Annotated in this window: 11 protein-coding genes; 9 read left to right on the forward strand and 2 right to left on the reverse strand. The window is 36.7% G+C overall.

What is annotated here, in order from left to right; all coding sequences use genetic code 11:
• Positions 1 to 359 precede the first annotated feature (359 nt).
• Entirely contained in the window at positions 360 to 1499 is a 1140-nt protein-coding gene (locus tag IM793_RS15625; RefSeq protein ID WP_193422897.1) for an acyl-CoA dehydrogenase, read from the forward strand.
• 67 nt (positions 1500 to 1566) lie between these two features.
• On the opposite strand, the gene IM793_RS15630 is transcribed toward IM793_RS15625, so the two are convergent.
• Positions 1567 to 1911, reverse strand: coding sequence for a phage holin family protein (locus tag IM793_RS15630; protein WP_121284438.1), 345 nt, complete (start codon positions 1909 to 1911; stop codon positions 1567 to 1569).
• A gap of 63 nt (positions 1912 to 1974) precedes the next feature.
• Here IM793_RS15630 and IM793_RS15635 point away from each other — a divergent pair, with 63 nt between their 5' ends.
• From IM793_RS15635 to IM793_RS15655, 5 genes are all read left to right on the forward strand, one after another.
• On the forward strand, positions 1975 to 2361 hold the full coding sequence (locus IM793_RS15635; protein ID WP_193422899.1) for a hypothetical protein: 387 nt from the start codon (positions 1975 to 1977) through the stop codon (positions 2359 to 2361).
• Between the two features lie 121 nt (positions 2362 to 2482).
• Positions 2483 to 2947: a ribosome assembly cofactor RimP gene (gene rimP, locus IM793_RS15640; RefSeq protein WP_193422901.1), complete on the forward strand. Its 465-nt coding sequence runs from the start codon at positions 2483 to 2485 to the stop codon at positions 2945 to 2947.
• Between the two features lie 2 nt (positions 2948 to 2949).
• Entirely contained in the window at positions 2950 to 4194 is a 1245-nt protein-coding gene (gene nusA / locus IM793_RS15645) for a transcription termination factor NusA (protein ID WP_193422903.1), read from the forward strand.
• A 62-nt stretch (positions 4195 to 4256) separates the two neighbouring features.
• Positions 4257 to 7352, forward strand: a complete 3096-nt coding sequence (infB, locus tag IM793_RS15650) for a translation initiation factor IF-2 (protein WP_193422905.1) — start codon at positions 4257 to 4259, stop codon at positions 7350 to 7352.
• 171 nt (positions 7353 to 7523) lie between these two features.
• Positions 7524 to 8756 carry an ATP-binding protein gene (locus IM793_RS15655; RefSeq protein WP_193422907.1) on the forward strand — a complete coding sequence of 411 codons (1233 nt, stop codon included), beginning with the start codon at positions 7524 to 7526 and terminating at the stop codon, positions 8754 to 8756.
• Here IM793_RS15655 and IM793_RS15660 read toward each other — a convergent pair.
• Positions 8751 to 9029: a helix-turn-helix transcriptional regulator gene (locus tag IM793_RS15660; RefSeq protein ID WP_193422909.1), complete on the reverse strand. Its 279-nt coding sequence runs from the start codon at positions 9027 to 9029 to the stop codon at positions 8751 to 8753. The two genes, IM793_RS15655 and IM793_RS15660, sit on opposite strands and share 6 nt — an antisense overlap.
• 189 nt (positions 9030 to 9218) lie before the next feature.
• Between IM793_RS15660 and IM793_RS15665 the strand changes: the two genes are divergently transcribed.
• From IM793_RS15665 to IM793_RS15675, 3 genes are all read left to right on the forward strand, one after another.
• Complete coding sequence (locus IM793_RS15665; RefSeq protein WP_193422911.1) at positions 9219 to 10520, forward strand: S41 family peptidase; 1302 nt, start codon at positions 9219 to 9221, stop codon at positions 10518 to 10520.
• A gap of 160 nt (positions 10521 to 10680) precedes the next feature.
• A complete protein-coding gene (locus IM793_RS15670; RefSeq protein WP_193422913.1) occupies positions 10681 to 12114 on the forward strand; it encodes an MAC/perforin domain-containing protein in 1434 nt (477 codons plus the stop codon).
• A gap of 551 nt (positions 12115 to 12665) precedes the next feature.
• Positions 12666 to 13970, forward strand: coding sequence for an MAC/perforin domain-containing protein (locus IM793_RS15675; RefSeq protein WP_193422915.1), 1305 nt, complete (start codon positions 12666 to 12668; stop codon positions 13968 to 13970).
• Positions 13971 to 13987: the final 17 nt, after the last annotated feature.

Genomic DNA, 13987 nt, shown 5'->3' on the forward strand with positions numbered 1-13987 from the left:
ATCCAGATTCTTCCATCTGGATTAAGCAAAGGGCAGGACTATCGGAACAGAAGTATTGCTGCTATTGCTTTCCAAAAAAACTAATAATTAATTACTTGTGTTTAGGAAAGCAGGGAAGTAACTCATAGGTCGATTCCTGTCCCGTCATCCGCTATAGTCCAGATGAAGGATCTGGAGCTGCCACTACTGCCGGGTTTAGGTGGCCTGAATTGTACAGCTATTTTTGGTGAATAAACCAAAGCCCTAAGCAAAGCTTTTGCCGTAAGGAAAAATTAAACGAAAATAAATTGCTATGCTGCCATAGTAATTTCGATTGGAAATGCTACATTTGATTTACTAACCTTTTATACATAAATGTTATGCATTTTGAATTAAGTGAAGAGCAATTAATGATTCAGCAGGCTGCCCGCGATTTCGCGCAGCAAGAATTAAAGCCTGGCGTGATTGAAAGAGATGAACATCAGAAATTTCCGGCCGAGCAGGTAAAAAAACTTGGAGAACTTGGCTTCCTGGGGATGATGGTGAGTGAGAAATATAATGGAAGCGGGCTCGATGCCATTTCTTATGTGCTGGTGATGGAAGAGTTGTCTAAAATCGATGCCTCTGCCTCAGTAGTGGTTTCGGTAAACAACTCTTTGGTTTGTTACGGATTAGAAGCATATGGGAGTGAGGCCCAAAAGGAAAAATATTTAAAGCCATTGGCTGCCGGCGAAAAAATAGGTGCTTTTTGTTTGTCGGAGCCCGAAGCGGGATCTGATGCTACCTCACAACGCACAACAGCAGAAGATAAAGGCGATTATTATCTATTGAATGGTACAAAAAACTGGATCACCAATGGAAGTACCGCATCAACTTACCTGGTTATTGCACAAACTCATCCTGAATTAAGGCATAAAGGTATCAACGCTTTTATTGTAGAGAAAGGAATGGAGGGTTTTACCATCGGGCCAAAAGAAAATAAATTGGGCATCCGTGGTTCTGATACGCATTCATTAATGTTTAATGATGTTAAAGTGCCAAAAGAAAATAGAATAGGCGAAGACGGGTTTGGTTTCAAATTTGCCATGAAAACATTAGAAGGGGGCAGGATTGGTATAGCGGCACAGGCTTTAGGTATTGCACAAGGTGCTTTCGAGTTAGCTACACAGTATGCCAAAGAACGTAAATCGTTCGGGAAACCCATTTCTGAGCATCAGGCTATTGCTTTTAAACTGGCCGATATGGCCACCCAGATTGAAGCTGCCAGGTTGTTGGTGTATAAGGCTGCATGGCTTAAAGATCAGGATTTACCATATACTCAGGCAGGTTCTATGGCCAAGTTATTTGCTTCGAAAGTTGCTATGGATGTAACCATTGAAGCCGTACAGGTGCATGGTGGTTATGGTTTCGTTAAAGAATACCATGTAGAGCGGTTAATGCGTGATGCTAAAATTACCCAGATTTACGAAGGAACTTCTGAGATCCAGAAAATGGTGATATCTAGAGAAGTTATCCGGTAGTCTTTTAGTCAAAAGTCTGTAGTCCTTAGTCCAATTCGACTCATGACTACAGACTCACGACTCCAAACTAATCCTTCTCTCCGGCAACAGCACTAAATATCGCCTTAATCAAAGCGACTACAATCGCTAAAAATGCTGCAGCAATAAAACCTGAAGTGTTAAAAGAGGTCATCATGTTATCAACCAGTAAAATCATTAAAACGGTGATGATAAATGATACCAACCCTAAGGTTAAGAAATTGATTGGAAAAGTTAATAGCCTAAGGATGAATCCGATCGTTGCATTTGCAAGAGCAATCAGCACCGAGGCGATAATGGCATTTCCGAAGCCATCAATACTCACCCCTGGCACCAGTTTTGCGCCGACAAAAAACGCCAGTCCTGTTAAAAGGATTTCAATAATAAATCTCATAATTGTTTATTTTTGTAAATGTTTAAATGCTTTTTAAAATACACGGTTTTAATTGCTGTTTCCATGTTTGCACTTTCATGTTCGAATACAAACAACAAACCGGTAATTAAGTTTGCTGGCGATAGTGCATCAATAGTAATTAAAAATATTGATGAGGCGAGCCTCTTACAGGTTAAAAATGCCTATAAAGCTAATGCAGATACACTCAATGTGATTTCGGTTTTGATAAAACCAGGAGAACTAGATAGTATTCAGGATGAGCTGGAAGTGCCTGGCAAGATCAAGATACTAGGTGATTCGCTCGTATTCAGTCCCGATCAGCCTTTTATTAAGGGTAAAGAATATCTGGTGGAAAGTTATATTGGGGTAAAATTTGCAACCGCTGGCGATCTGATGATGGGGAAAGGTAAGCAGAATCTGAAAGCAGAGCGACAAACACTTAAACGGTAATAATCAGCATAATAATTAGTGCAGGTGTTTGATTTTTTGTAAAAAATTACTACATTTGCATCGTAATCGAAGAAAAGAGAAGGGGACAGTGTCCCCTTTTTCTATGAAATCAGGTTAAAATATGCAGGTAGAAAAGAGAGTTGCAGCCCTCGTAGAGGAAAAAATAGCAGATCGGCCAGAACTGTTTTTGGTTGAAGTAAAAATGTTGCCAAACAATAAACTAATTATTCATGTTGATGGCGACGAAGGGATTAGCATACAGGATTGTGTGGCCATAAGCAGGCATGTTGGTTTTCATCTCGAAGAAGAAAATACAATAGAACAGGCTTATAATTTAGAAGTTTCTTCGCCAGGTGTTGGCGAGCCTTTAAAACTCATCCGTCAGTACAATAAAAATATTGGCCGTACGGTAAGCATTAAGCTTAAAGAAGGATTAAAAAAAGAAGGGAAACTATTAGCGGTTACAGAAAATAACCTGCAGATTGAAGAGTCAGTTAAAGAAAAAGGGAAAAAGGCGGTAGCAATTCAAACAGATGTTCCGTTTAATGATATATTAGAAACAAGTGTGTTAATTTCATTTAAGTAAAAATGAGTACTACAACAATTAATTTGATCGACTCTTTTCAGGAGTTTAAAGATTTCAAAAATATAGATCGCCCAACGGTGATCAGTGTGCTGGAAGAAGTTTTTCGTAGCATGTTGCGTAAAAAATACGGAACAGACGAAAACTGTGACGTTATCGTAAATCCGGATAACGGGGATTTGGAGATCTGGAGAACGAGAAAAGTAATGGAAGATGGATTTTCTGAAGATGATGATTTAGAAATCGAACTTGCTGAAGTTTCTAAATTAGACAGCACTTTAGAAGTGGGAGATGATTATATCGAACAAATTACTTTAGAGAGCTTTGGTCGCAGGGCAATTTTAGCTGCACGCCAAACCTTGGTTTCTAAAGTATTGGAATTAGAGAAAGATGAAATCTTTAAAAAATATAAGGATAGGGTAGGCGAAATTGTAACAGGTGAGGTTTATCAGGTTTGGAAGAAAGAAACTTTGGTTTTAGATGATGAAGGTAACGAACTTTTAATGCCTAAAACAGAGCAGATTCCGGCTGATTATTTCAAAAAAGGTGATTCTGTAAGAGCAGTAATCTCTAAAGTGGAAATGATCAACGCCAATCCGAAAATTATCATTTCAAGAACAGCACCAGAATTTTTACAACGCCTGTTCGAACAGGAAGTTCCGGAAATTTTCGATGGTTTAATTACCATTAAGAAAATTGTTCGTGAGCCAGGAGAACGTGCTAAAGTTGCTGTTGAATCGTATGATGACCGCATCGATCCGGTTGGCGCGTGTGTAGGTATGAAAGGATCACGTATTCACGGTATCGTTCGCGAGTTGAAAAACGAAAATATTGATGTGATTAACTTCACTAATAATATTTCATTATACATTACCCGTGCTTTAAGCCCGGCAAAAATCACCTCTATTAAATTGGATGATGAAACCAAACATGCATCGGTTTACTTAAAACCAGATCAGGTTTCATTGGCGATTGGACGTGGCGGACACAATATTAAACTGGCTGGTAAATTAACCGGTTATGAAATTGATGTGTACCGCGAAGCTGGAGAAGAAAGCGATGAGGATGTTGATTTAGAAGAATTCTCAGATGAGATTGATAGCTGGATCATTGATGAATTAAAGGCTATCGGTTGCGATACTGCTAAGAGTGTATTAACACTTACAGTAGAAGATTTAGTAAAACGCACCGACCTTGAAGAGGAAACCATTAAAGAAGTGGTTCAAATTTTGAAGTCAGAATTTGAATAAGTGGTGTAATTGCCAAATAAACACTACTTTTGTATTAAATAAAAAACAATAACAGGAGCTAAATGTCAGACGACAAACCAATCATTTTAATTAAAGCTATTAAAGAACTTAATATAGGCATGGGTACGGCCGTTGAGTTTTTAAACAAAAAGGGATTCTCTGCCGAGAAAAGCCCTATGTTTAAACTTACGGGAGACATGTATAATGCCTTGTTAAAAGAGTATCAGGGAGATAAGATCGTAAGAGAAGAAGCCAAACAAATAGTGATTGGTAAAATACGTCGTGACGAGCCTGAGACTGAAAAGCCAGTAGAAGCGCCGAAGAAAAATACCGATTTTGAGAAAAATGAAGAGATTTTAATTAAAAATGCTCAATCATTTACCCCTCCGGTAGAAAAACCAAAGGTTGTAGAAACACCTAAGGCAGAGGCGCCAACACCAGCACCTGCGGCAGCAGTAGAGCCAGTAAAAGAAACTAAGGCAGAAGAAAAAGCAGAGGAAACCGGATTACCAGGCGTTAAAATTGTAGGAAAGATCGATTTAAATGATCTTAATCCTAAAACACGCCCGGCTAAGAAAGAAGAAACGCCTGCTGCACCGTCGTCTGTTGTAGAACCACCAGTGGTTAAAGCACCAGAACCTGTAAAGCCAGTAGAACAACCTAAAGTGGAAGCAAAACCGGTTGAGGTTAAAAAGGAAGAAACTTCTGCTGCACCAGCACCAGTTGTAGAACCTCCAGTTGCTAAAGCACCGGAGCCTGTAAAACCAGTTGAACAACCTAAAGTGGAAGAAAAACCAGCTGAAGCAAAACCGGTAAGCAACGAGCCTGAAGTAATGAAAGCACGTAGCGTTAAATTAACTGGTCCGAATATTATTGGTAAAATTGTTTTACCAACAACTCCGGATAGAAGAAACGGTCCGGTAGCATCATCTAGCGATAGTGAAGCCGCTAAACGTAAGCGTAAACGCAAAAAAACTCCGGGAGCACCGGGCCAACCAGGTCAACACGGTGGTCAAGGGCAGCAAGGACAAAATAACCCTGCAGGTCAGGGCCAGACTGGTACACCAGGGCAACCTCGTACACCTTATCAAGGTAACAGACCAGGCGGTGGAACTCCATACCAGGGTAACAGGCCAGCCGGACAAGGCGGAACTCCTTACCAGGGAAATAGAAATAATAACAACAATAACAGGCCAGGTTTCCAAAATAGAAATGCTACACCAAGCGGACCAAAAGAAGAACCTACTGAGAAAGAAATTCAAGATCAGATCAAGGCAACACTTGCCCGTTTAAGTGGAGCAGGGAAATCTGGTAAATTTGCACAACGCGCTAAATTACGTCGTCAGAAACGTGATGATGTGGCTTATAATGCAGAAGAGGCCGCAAACGAACTTGAATCGCAATCGAAAATATTAAAAGTAACAGAATTTGTTACGGCTAATGAGTTAGCGAGCATGATGGATGTACCGGTTACCAAAATTATTGGTACTTGTATGAGCCTTGGGATGTTCGTTTCCATTAACCAGCGGTTAGATGCTGAAACTTTAACCATTGTGGCAGATGAGTTTGGTTACGAAATTCAATTCGTAAAACCAGATGAAGATGAAGAGAACGTAATTGAAGAGGAAGATAAAGAAGAAGATTTAATCGAAAGAGCTCCGGTTGTTACGATTATGGGTCACGTCGATCACGGTAAAACTTCATTGCTGGATTATATCCGTAAAGCAAATGTGGTTGCTGGTGAGGCAGGTGGTATTACACAGCACATTGGTGCTTATATGGTAACTACACCAACCGGTAAAAAAGTAACTTTCTTAGATACGCCAGGGCACGAAGCCTTTACAGCAATGCGTGCTCGTGGTGCTAAGGCCGCTGATATTGCCATTATCGTAATTGCTGCTGATGATGCAGTGATGCCTCAAACAAAAGAGGCGATTAACCACGCACAGGCAGCAGGCGTACCGTTGGTATTTGCTTTCACAAAAATTGATAAACCAGGTGCCAATTCGGATAAAGTACGTGAGCAGTTATCGGTAATGAATATTTTGGTTGAAGATTGGGGTGGTAAATACCAATCACAGGAAATCTCAAGCAAAAGCGGCTTAAATGTTGATTTACTGTTAGATAAAGTATTATTAGAAGCTGAATTATTAGAGCTGAAAGCAAATCCAAATAAGAGAGCTACAGGTACTGTAATTGAGTCGGCATTAGATAAAGGACGTGGTATTGTAACCACAGTGTTGGTTCAGGCCGGTACATTAAGAGTTGGAGATCCAATCTTAGCAGGTAGTTACAGCGGACGTGTAAAAGCATTAACCAATGAGCGTGGTGCTAAAGTAGATTCAGCAGGTCCATCACAACCCGTACAGGTTTTGGGTATGCAGGGTGCGCCAACAGCTGGTGACAGGTTTAATGCTTTAGAAAGTGAAACTGAAGCACGTGATATTGCAAACAAACGGATGCAGTTACAGCGTGAGCAGGGATTACGTACACAGAAACACATTACCTTGGATGAGATCGGTCGTCGTTTGGCTATCGGTAACTTTAAAGAGCTTAACATCATTGTTAAAGGTGATGTGGATGGTTCAATCGAGGCATTAGCAGATTCATTGTTGAAACTATCAACTGAGCAGATCCAGATCAATATCATCAGTAAAGGTGTTGGTCAGATTTCAGAGTCTGATGTGTTGTTAGCTTCTGCTTCTGATGCGATCATTATTGGTTTCCAGGTTCGTCCATCAACAGGTGCACGTAAACTTGCAGAAGCTGAGCAAATTGATATCCGTTTATATTCTATCATCTACGATGCAATCAACGAGATTAAATCGGCAATGGAAGGTATGTTGGATCCGGAATTTGAAGAGAAAATTGTGGCTAACGTTGAGATTCGTGAGACTTTCAAAATCACTAAAGTGGGTACCATTGCAGGTTGTATGGTATTGGATGGTAAGATTACCCGTAACAGCAAGATCCGTATCGTTAGAGATGGGGTTGTAGTGTACACAGGTGAACTGGCATCTTTAAAACGCTTTAAAGATGATGTGAAAGAGGTGAATAAAGGTTATGAGTGTGGTTTAAACATCCAGAACTTTAATAACATCGAAGTTGGCGATATCGTAGAAGCTTACGAACAAGTAGAAGTAGCAAGAAAGCTCTAATTGCTTTTAAAGAAATATGATTTAAGTGGCCTCAAAAGGGCCACTTTTTTTGTTGAAGCGAAATAGTAATCTTAAATTATCGGATAATATTGAGTTATTATCTTAAAATTATCGGATAATATTAAGTTTGTGTCTTAAAATTATCGATATTTGTATTCGTCAATTATCGATATGGAAAGATCAACTGCATTAAAATCTCTAAAAAATCACCTCAATAAGCCTCAGCACACCATTATTATAGGGCCAAGGCAGATCGGCAAAACCACGCTTGTTAAGCAGCTGGCAGTGCAATTGCAAAAGGATAACGAGTTAGTGTATTTTTTAACCTTCGAAGATCCTGTTATTTTAGAGGCTGTAAATCACCATCCCGAAAGTATATTCAACTATACCTTATTGCCGGCCGATCTTCCTGCAGATAAGCGGTTATATGTTATTATTGATGAAGTTCAGTATGCAAAAGACCCCAGTAATTTTTTAAAACTTTTATACGATAAGTATTCACCAAAATTAAAAATCATCGCTACAGGTAGCAGTGCGTTTTACATTGATAAGAGTTTTAAAGATAGTTTGGCGGGAAGAAAAAAGGTATTTGAATTTTTCCCTTTGGCATTCGATGAATTTTTGCACTTTAAAGGTGAGGATGACTTAATCGCTGAGTGGGAGCAAATGAAAAAAAGAGTTACTTACCAGGGGCTCCAGCGTAACCGTATAAATGCGCTGTTCGATGAATATTTGGTTTACGGTGGTTATCCTGCTGTTGTTTTAGCAGATACGGAACAGGAAAAGCAAGAAATGCTTAAAGAGCTTGTAAACAGTTATATGAAGAAAGATGCATTAGAAGCAGGTATTAAGGAAGAACTTAAGTTTTTTCAACTGGCCAGGTTATTAGCCGATCAAACAGGCAATCTGGTGAATAATCATGAGCTGGGAAATACCTTGCAAATGGCCAGTTCTACGGTAGAAAACTACATTTATTTAATGCAGAAAACTTTTATAGTACAATTGCTTTCTCCCTTTTATGGTAATGTGCGAAAAGAATTAACCAAAATGCCAAAGATTTATTTTAATGATAATGGCTTGCGCAATGTTTTGTTAAATAATTTTACGAAGTTAAACGATAGAGCAGATAAAGGCGAATTGCTCGAGAATTATGTTTACTGCAGGCTAAGGCAGTTGCATGATTCAGACAATTTACATTTCTGGCGCACTGCGGATGGTAATGAAGTAGATTTCGTGGTAGAAGAACAATTAAAAAAGGGGCTTGCTTACGAGGTTAAATATAACGATGTCCAGTTTAAACCTAATAAGTATAAAAAATTTGTAGAGGCTTATCCTGATTTTAATCTGGAATGTGTTTGTAAGATACTTACAAATAATGATTCGATAGAGGCTATCAGGTTATAGTTTATTGATCAGATGATACATCAAAATACTGATGCCTTTTTGTTTTCGGGAGATTATCTTAGCCTTCCTAAAGGCTGATTGAATGATGATGTCCTGAATGGAGATTTCGTAGAGTTCGGCAATTTTGCCGAGTTGGGAGAGTGAAAAATCTACTTCATTGTTTTCCCATTTTCGATAGGCAACCCTGCTTATTCCGATTACATCAGCAGCGTATTGCTGTGTATAACTATACTTATCCCTGTACCTTCTTAAGGTAACCCCTATATCTAACATATTAAGAAACGTTAACGGCTATGTATTTTTATTATTTACCTATTGTATATTAATAATGTAAATAATGATAATAAGCAATTGTCAAAAATAGCAAATAAAATCGGTTTATTTGTGTAGGTTTTAAATTGTCGAAAAACAAATAATAATCAAAAGGATTGTGTATTTTAATTAAATTTTAGCTTTAAAAAATTGAAAATCTATAATACAGGTTGTACGTATGATTATAAATTCATAAAAGGGATTCTCTTTTTATTTCTAATAGTGGCTTACACTAGCTGTAAAAAAGATAAGCCGATCGAGATAGATAAGGAGGAAATTGTTTCACCAACTACGGGTACAAGAACAGAATTTACGCTTGATTCTATTTTTTTATATGCAAAACAGGTTTATTTATGGAATGATGTGTTGCCCGGCTACAGCACTTTTAAACCAAGAGAAAAATACGGCAATGCCCAATCCGAAATAAGTGCATTTAGAAATGAAATTTTCGATATTTCCCAATTTAAACTTAACCAGGCTACTGGTAAGCCATTCGAAATTTCTAACTATAACGGTGTACCTAAATATTCATACCTTCAAATAGGAAGGACTTCTGGCGGAGGGAATCGGGCCGGGGTAATCAGCGGAGAAGCTGTGTTGGCTAAACGCCTTATCCGTTCAGACGACAAGGTTATCGCTTATGTAGCCTTAGGTTCATTCCCATCTTTAAGCACAGCTAAAACTAAATTAGATCAGGTTTTTGATGAAATAGCTACGGATAAACCTAAATACCTGGTTTTAGATTTACGTTCTAATGGTGGCGGCTTTGTTGGAACAGCAGAGTATGTTGCCAATTTAATTGCACCAAGTACATTAAATGGAAAAGTAATGTATTCAGAACAATTTAATCAGATACTTCAAAGTGGTAAGGGAACAATTCTGCGTCATCAGCCCTATCTGGATGAAAACGGAAAAACCGTTATGTATAATGGACGCTCAGCAACACTGGCCGATGTTGATTATACAGAAAGTGGCAATACATATAAATTCAATAAAAAGGGAAGTCTGGAATCAATACAAGATGTGTACATTATAGTATCTGGTCAGACGGCTTCAGCGAGTGAATTATTGATCAGCTGTTTGAAACCTTATTTCAATGTGAAGTTGATAGGTGAAAAGACTTATGGAAAACCGGTTGGTTTTTTTGGGATTAATATCGATCAGTATAGTGTTTACCTGAGTAGCTTCCTCATTAAAAATGCAAAAGGATGGTTAAATTACTTTAATGGTATGGAACCTGATTTGAATGTTACGATGCCTAACAATCCAACATTAGGAGATACTGAAGAAGCATGTTTAAAAGCAGCTGTTGCTGCAATTGATGGTAAAATACAATTACAGCCCAAAAAAAGTGCAAGTATTTTAAGGCTAAATTTAAATAGAATACCATTAGCACTCATTGATAAAGATTCAATTGGGATGATTGAAAATAGATTGAAGTTAAAGCATTAGTTATGAGTTTTTTAAAGTCATATTTTTGTATTTTATATTTCATCGATTTGTCTGTTTAATTCTAATGCGATTTATTATTAATTATCATATTGATAACCTAACCTTATCATAATTAATTTTTATTGTCGGTAGTTTTGTGAAAAAATAACAATAAATACTGATGAAAAACAATTACAAATTAAAAATTCTTTGCCTGCTGTGCGTAATTACAGCAGCATTTAGTAGTTGCAAGAAAAATGAACTTGCAGAAGAGAAAGGACTTACAGGTAATCATAATAATTTAGCAGTTGCTGGAGATGGAAAATGGGATCTATTAGGACATGGTTATGATATAACTGGCGAAATATTTGAGAGAAAGAATACCTCGAAGGTTTCTATTATTGATATAAACAAATTTTACGCAGATTATCCAAATAGAATTCCAACGCCGACAGATACAAAGGGCGGATATAATGTGTACTATGGTGCGAATGCTTACGATTATATAAGAGACGTTAACAGCAAGCAAAAGTTTGGGGTTACTAGTACTGCTGGAGATAAAGATAAAGGTTATTATGGCACTTCTAATTTTTCCTTAACCAATGATAAACAAAGTACTTATACTTATAACGGTAAATATTCTTATGCAACTTATGAATCGTGGTATAGGATTAAAAGTATAGATTTTACAGATGATGTTACCACAGATTTATTAAAAAACTATTTAACTCCTGATTTTTTAGCCTATCTTTCTAATTATAGCGCTGAGCAGATAGTTCAAACGTATGGAACACATATTTTGCTTGGAATTGATATAGGAGGGCGTTTGAAATATGATTATAAAGGTTCCATTGTTAAAGAGACAACTTATGAGCAAAAACTACGTGCCATAAAAGCTGGATTCTCTATTGGTATAGCGAAAATGTTTAGTATTGATCTGAGCGCAGATATAAGCAAAGAAGAAAAAACAACAATTTCAAACGAAACTACCGATAAATTATTTGCCGGTACTTTCTATGGTGGTAATAATTCGGGAACAAGCTTTTCAGGTGATGCCCTGGGGAATACTTCTACAAATATCAATCTTGTAACTTGGCAACAAAGCATTAATGTTAATAATGCATCATTGATTGGTATAAATAGATCAGTTCCTATCTATGAATTTATAACTGATCCGGTTAAAAAAGCAGATGTAAAGGCGGCGGTTGAAAAATATATTGCTGATAGACAACTTAACTTAGTCTATGAAACATTCCCATTATATCGTTTTTATAATTGGACAGATCATTATTATACCACAACTAATGGTGGTTACCCTGGTTATCACTCTGAGGGAATTGAAGGTTATTTATATAAAGAACAATCCACAGGTAGTATTCCTTTATACCAATATTATAATGGCACAGATCATTATTATACAACTACTAATGGTAGTTATTCGGGCTATCAGTTTCAAGGAGTTGTAGGATATATATATATAAATCAATTTCCGGGTACAGTGCCATTGTATAGATACTATAACAATACAGATCACTATTATACAACAGCTTCTGGCAATTACCCTGGCTATCACTATGAAGGAATTGCAGGTTATCTTTATAAAACAAAGCCATAATTTTTTAACTTAATTGTATTGGATATATAGTTTTTAATGCCATTATCCAGTACTGTAATATTTTACATACATTAATTTTAAAGGGTCTCAATAATTAATTGAGACCCTTTTTTTATCATCACTTTTATTCTTTCTTAAACCAAAAGCAACAAATCGTAAATTGTTTATTCATAAGCTCCAGATTCGGATGTTTAACAAGCTTTTCATTTAGGGAACTAACGTAAATTCTTTTAGTTATAAATCAGGATATTTTGTGTGCTGTATTTTATCAATTTATCTGTTTAATTCTATTACAATTTATTATTAATTATCATATTGATAACTCTACCTTGTCATAATTAATTTTTCTTGTCAGTAGTTTTGTGAAAAAATAACAGATAAATACTGATGAAAAACAATTACAAATTATTTGCCTGCTGTCTGTATTAACAGCTGGATTTATTAGCTGCAAGAAAAATGAGTTTGCGGAAGAAAAAGGACTTACAGGTAATCATAAAAATTTAGCCATTGCTGGCGACGAGAAATGGGATTTATTAGGCTATGGTTATGATATGACGGGAGATCCACTGGCTCTTCAAAATGCTTCAGATGCGCCTGTTATAGATATGAAAAGTTTTGAAAGAGATTATTTCAATCGAATTAATACTCCAACAACTACTGAAGGAAAACAATATTATTATTATGGTGCTACTGCTAATGAGTATTTAAAAGACGTAATAAAAGAAAGAAATTTTAGCTTATCAGTTACTGCAGGAACTAAATCTCCCACAGAGGATGGAAAGTCTTATTTTACAGGCTCTTTGACATCTAAGAATAAAAATCAAAATATATACAGTTTTTCGAGCAAATATTCATACGCTAGATTTGAGGAAACTTATAGAGTAAAAATTATTCAATTTAATGGTGATGTTAGCATAGACTTACTTAAAAATTATTTAACTCCTGAATTTTTAAGCAATGTCAATACTATTAGTGCCGATGCTTTAGTAGAAAGATATGGTACACATGTTTTAACAAATATTAGTTTAGGAGGAAGATTAGTTTTCGATTTTAGCGGCTCAATAGTAAACGAAACGACTACTGAAAAGAAAACAACGTCGGCTGAAGGGGCATTAGGCTTTTTTGTTAAAAAATTCGGTATAAATATTTCTTCGACAATAACTAATGAAGAAATGACTAGAAACTTTAATGAAAGTAGGGAAAGATCTTTTGGTTTGCAATTTTACGGAGGAACAAATTCTGGCAGGAGTGTTTCATTTGATTCAAATGGATATTCCTCTGAATCAGTTAATATATCTGGCTGGGAACAGAGTGTAAATACAAAAAATTGTGCTTTAGTGGCTATAGATAATGCTGTACCTATCTATGAATTCATTGAAAATCCGATTAAAAAACGACAAGTAAAAGAGGCTGTTGAAAGATATATAATTGCTAGGCAGATTAAAGAATTAGGTGAAGTTCCAGTATATGCATATTACAGCTCAAGAGGTGGTGATCATTACTTTGGCTTGGGTAACCAACCAACCATTGGTAATGGGAATTTTATTAATGAAGGGATTGTTTTTTATGCATTTTCTAAACCTACTGATGGTGCGGTTCCTGTTTATGTATATTATAGTTCAAGAAATGCTGATCATTACTATGGCTTAGGCAATTCGCCAACAATTGGCAACGGAGCCTTCGTAAATGAAGGGATTGCATTCTATGCATATCCTAAAAATGCGCCAAACACAAGACCAGTTTATATGTTTTACAGCTCAAGGAACAGTGATCATTATTTGGGAACAGGTAATGTACCAACAATTGGAAACGGAGCCTTTGTAAATGAAGGACCTGTGTTCAATGTGCCTTTGTAGATTAAATAACTAATCTT

Origin of the sequence: Pedobacter sp. MR2016-19, from assembly GCF_014947265.1 — a bacterium.
Classification (GTDB): domain Bacteria; phylum Bacteroidota; class Bacteroidia; order Sphingobacteriales; family Sphingobacteriaceae; genus Pedobacter.

Coding starts and splice junctions, on each gene's coding strand:
- IM793_RS15625 (WP_193422897.1), top strand. CDS start 360: ATGCATTTTGAATTAAGTGAAGAGCAATTAATGATTCAGCAGGCTGCC.
- IM793_RS15630 (WP_121284438.1), bottom strand. CDS start 1,911: ATGAGATTTATTATTGAAATCCTTTTAACAGGACTGGCGTTTTTTGTC.
- IM793_RS15635 (WP_193422899.1), top strand. CDS start 1,975: ATGTTTGCACTTTCATGTTCGAATACAAACAACAAACCGGTAATTAAG.
- rimP (WP_193422901.1), top strand. CDS start 2,483: ATGCAGGTAGAAAAGAGAGTTGCAGCCCTCGTAGAGGAAAAAATAGCA.
- nusA (WP_193422903.1), top strand. CDS start 2,950: ATGAGTACTACAACAATTAATTTGATCGACTCTTTTCAGGAGTTTAAA.
- infB (WP_193422905.1), top strand. CDS start 4,257: ATGTCAGACGACAAACCAATCATTTTAATTAAAGCTATTAAAGAACTT.
- IM793_RS15655 (WP_193422907.1), top strand. CDS start 7,524: ATGGAAAGATCAACTGCATTAAAATCTCTAAAAAATCACCTCAATAAG.
- IM793_RS15660 (WP_193422909.1), bottom strand. CDS start 9,029: ATGTTAGATATAGGGGTTACCTTAAGAAGGTACAGGGATAAGTATAGT.
- IM793_RS15670 (WP_193422913.1), top strand. CDS start 10,681: ATGAAAAACAATTACAAATTAAAAATTCTTTGCCTGCTGTGCGTAATT.
- IM793_RS15675 (WP_193422915.1), top strand. CDS start 12,666: ATGACGGGAGATCCACTGGCTCTTCAAAATGCTTCAGATGCGCCTGTT.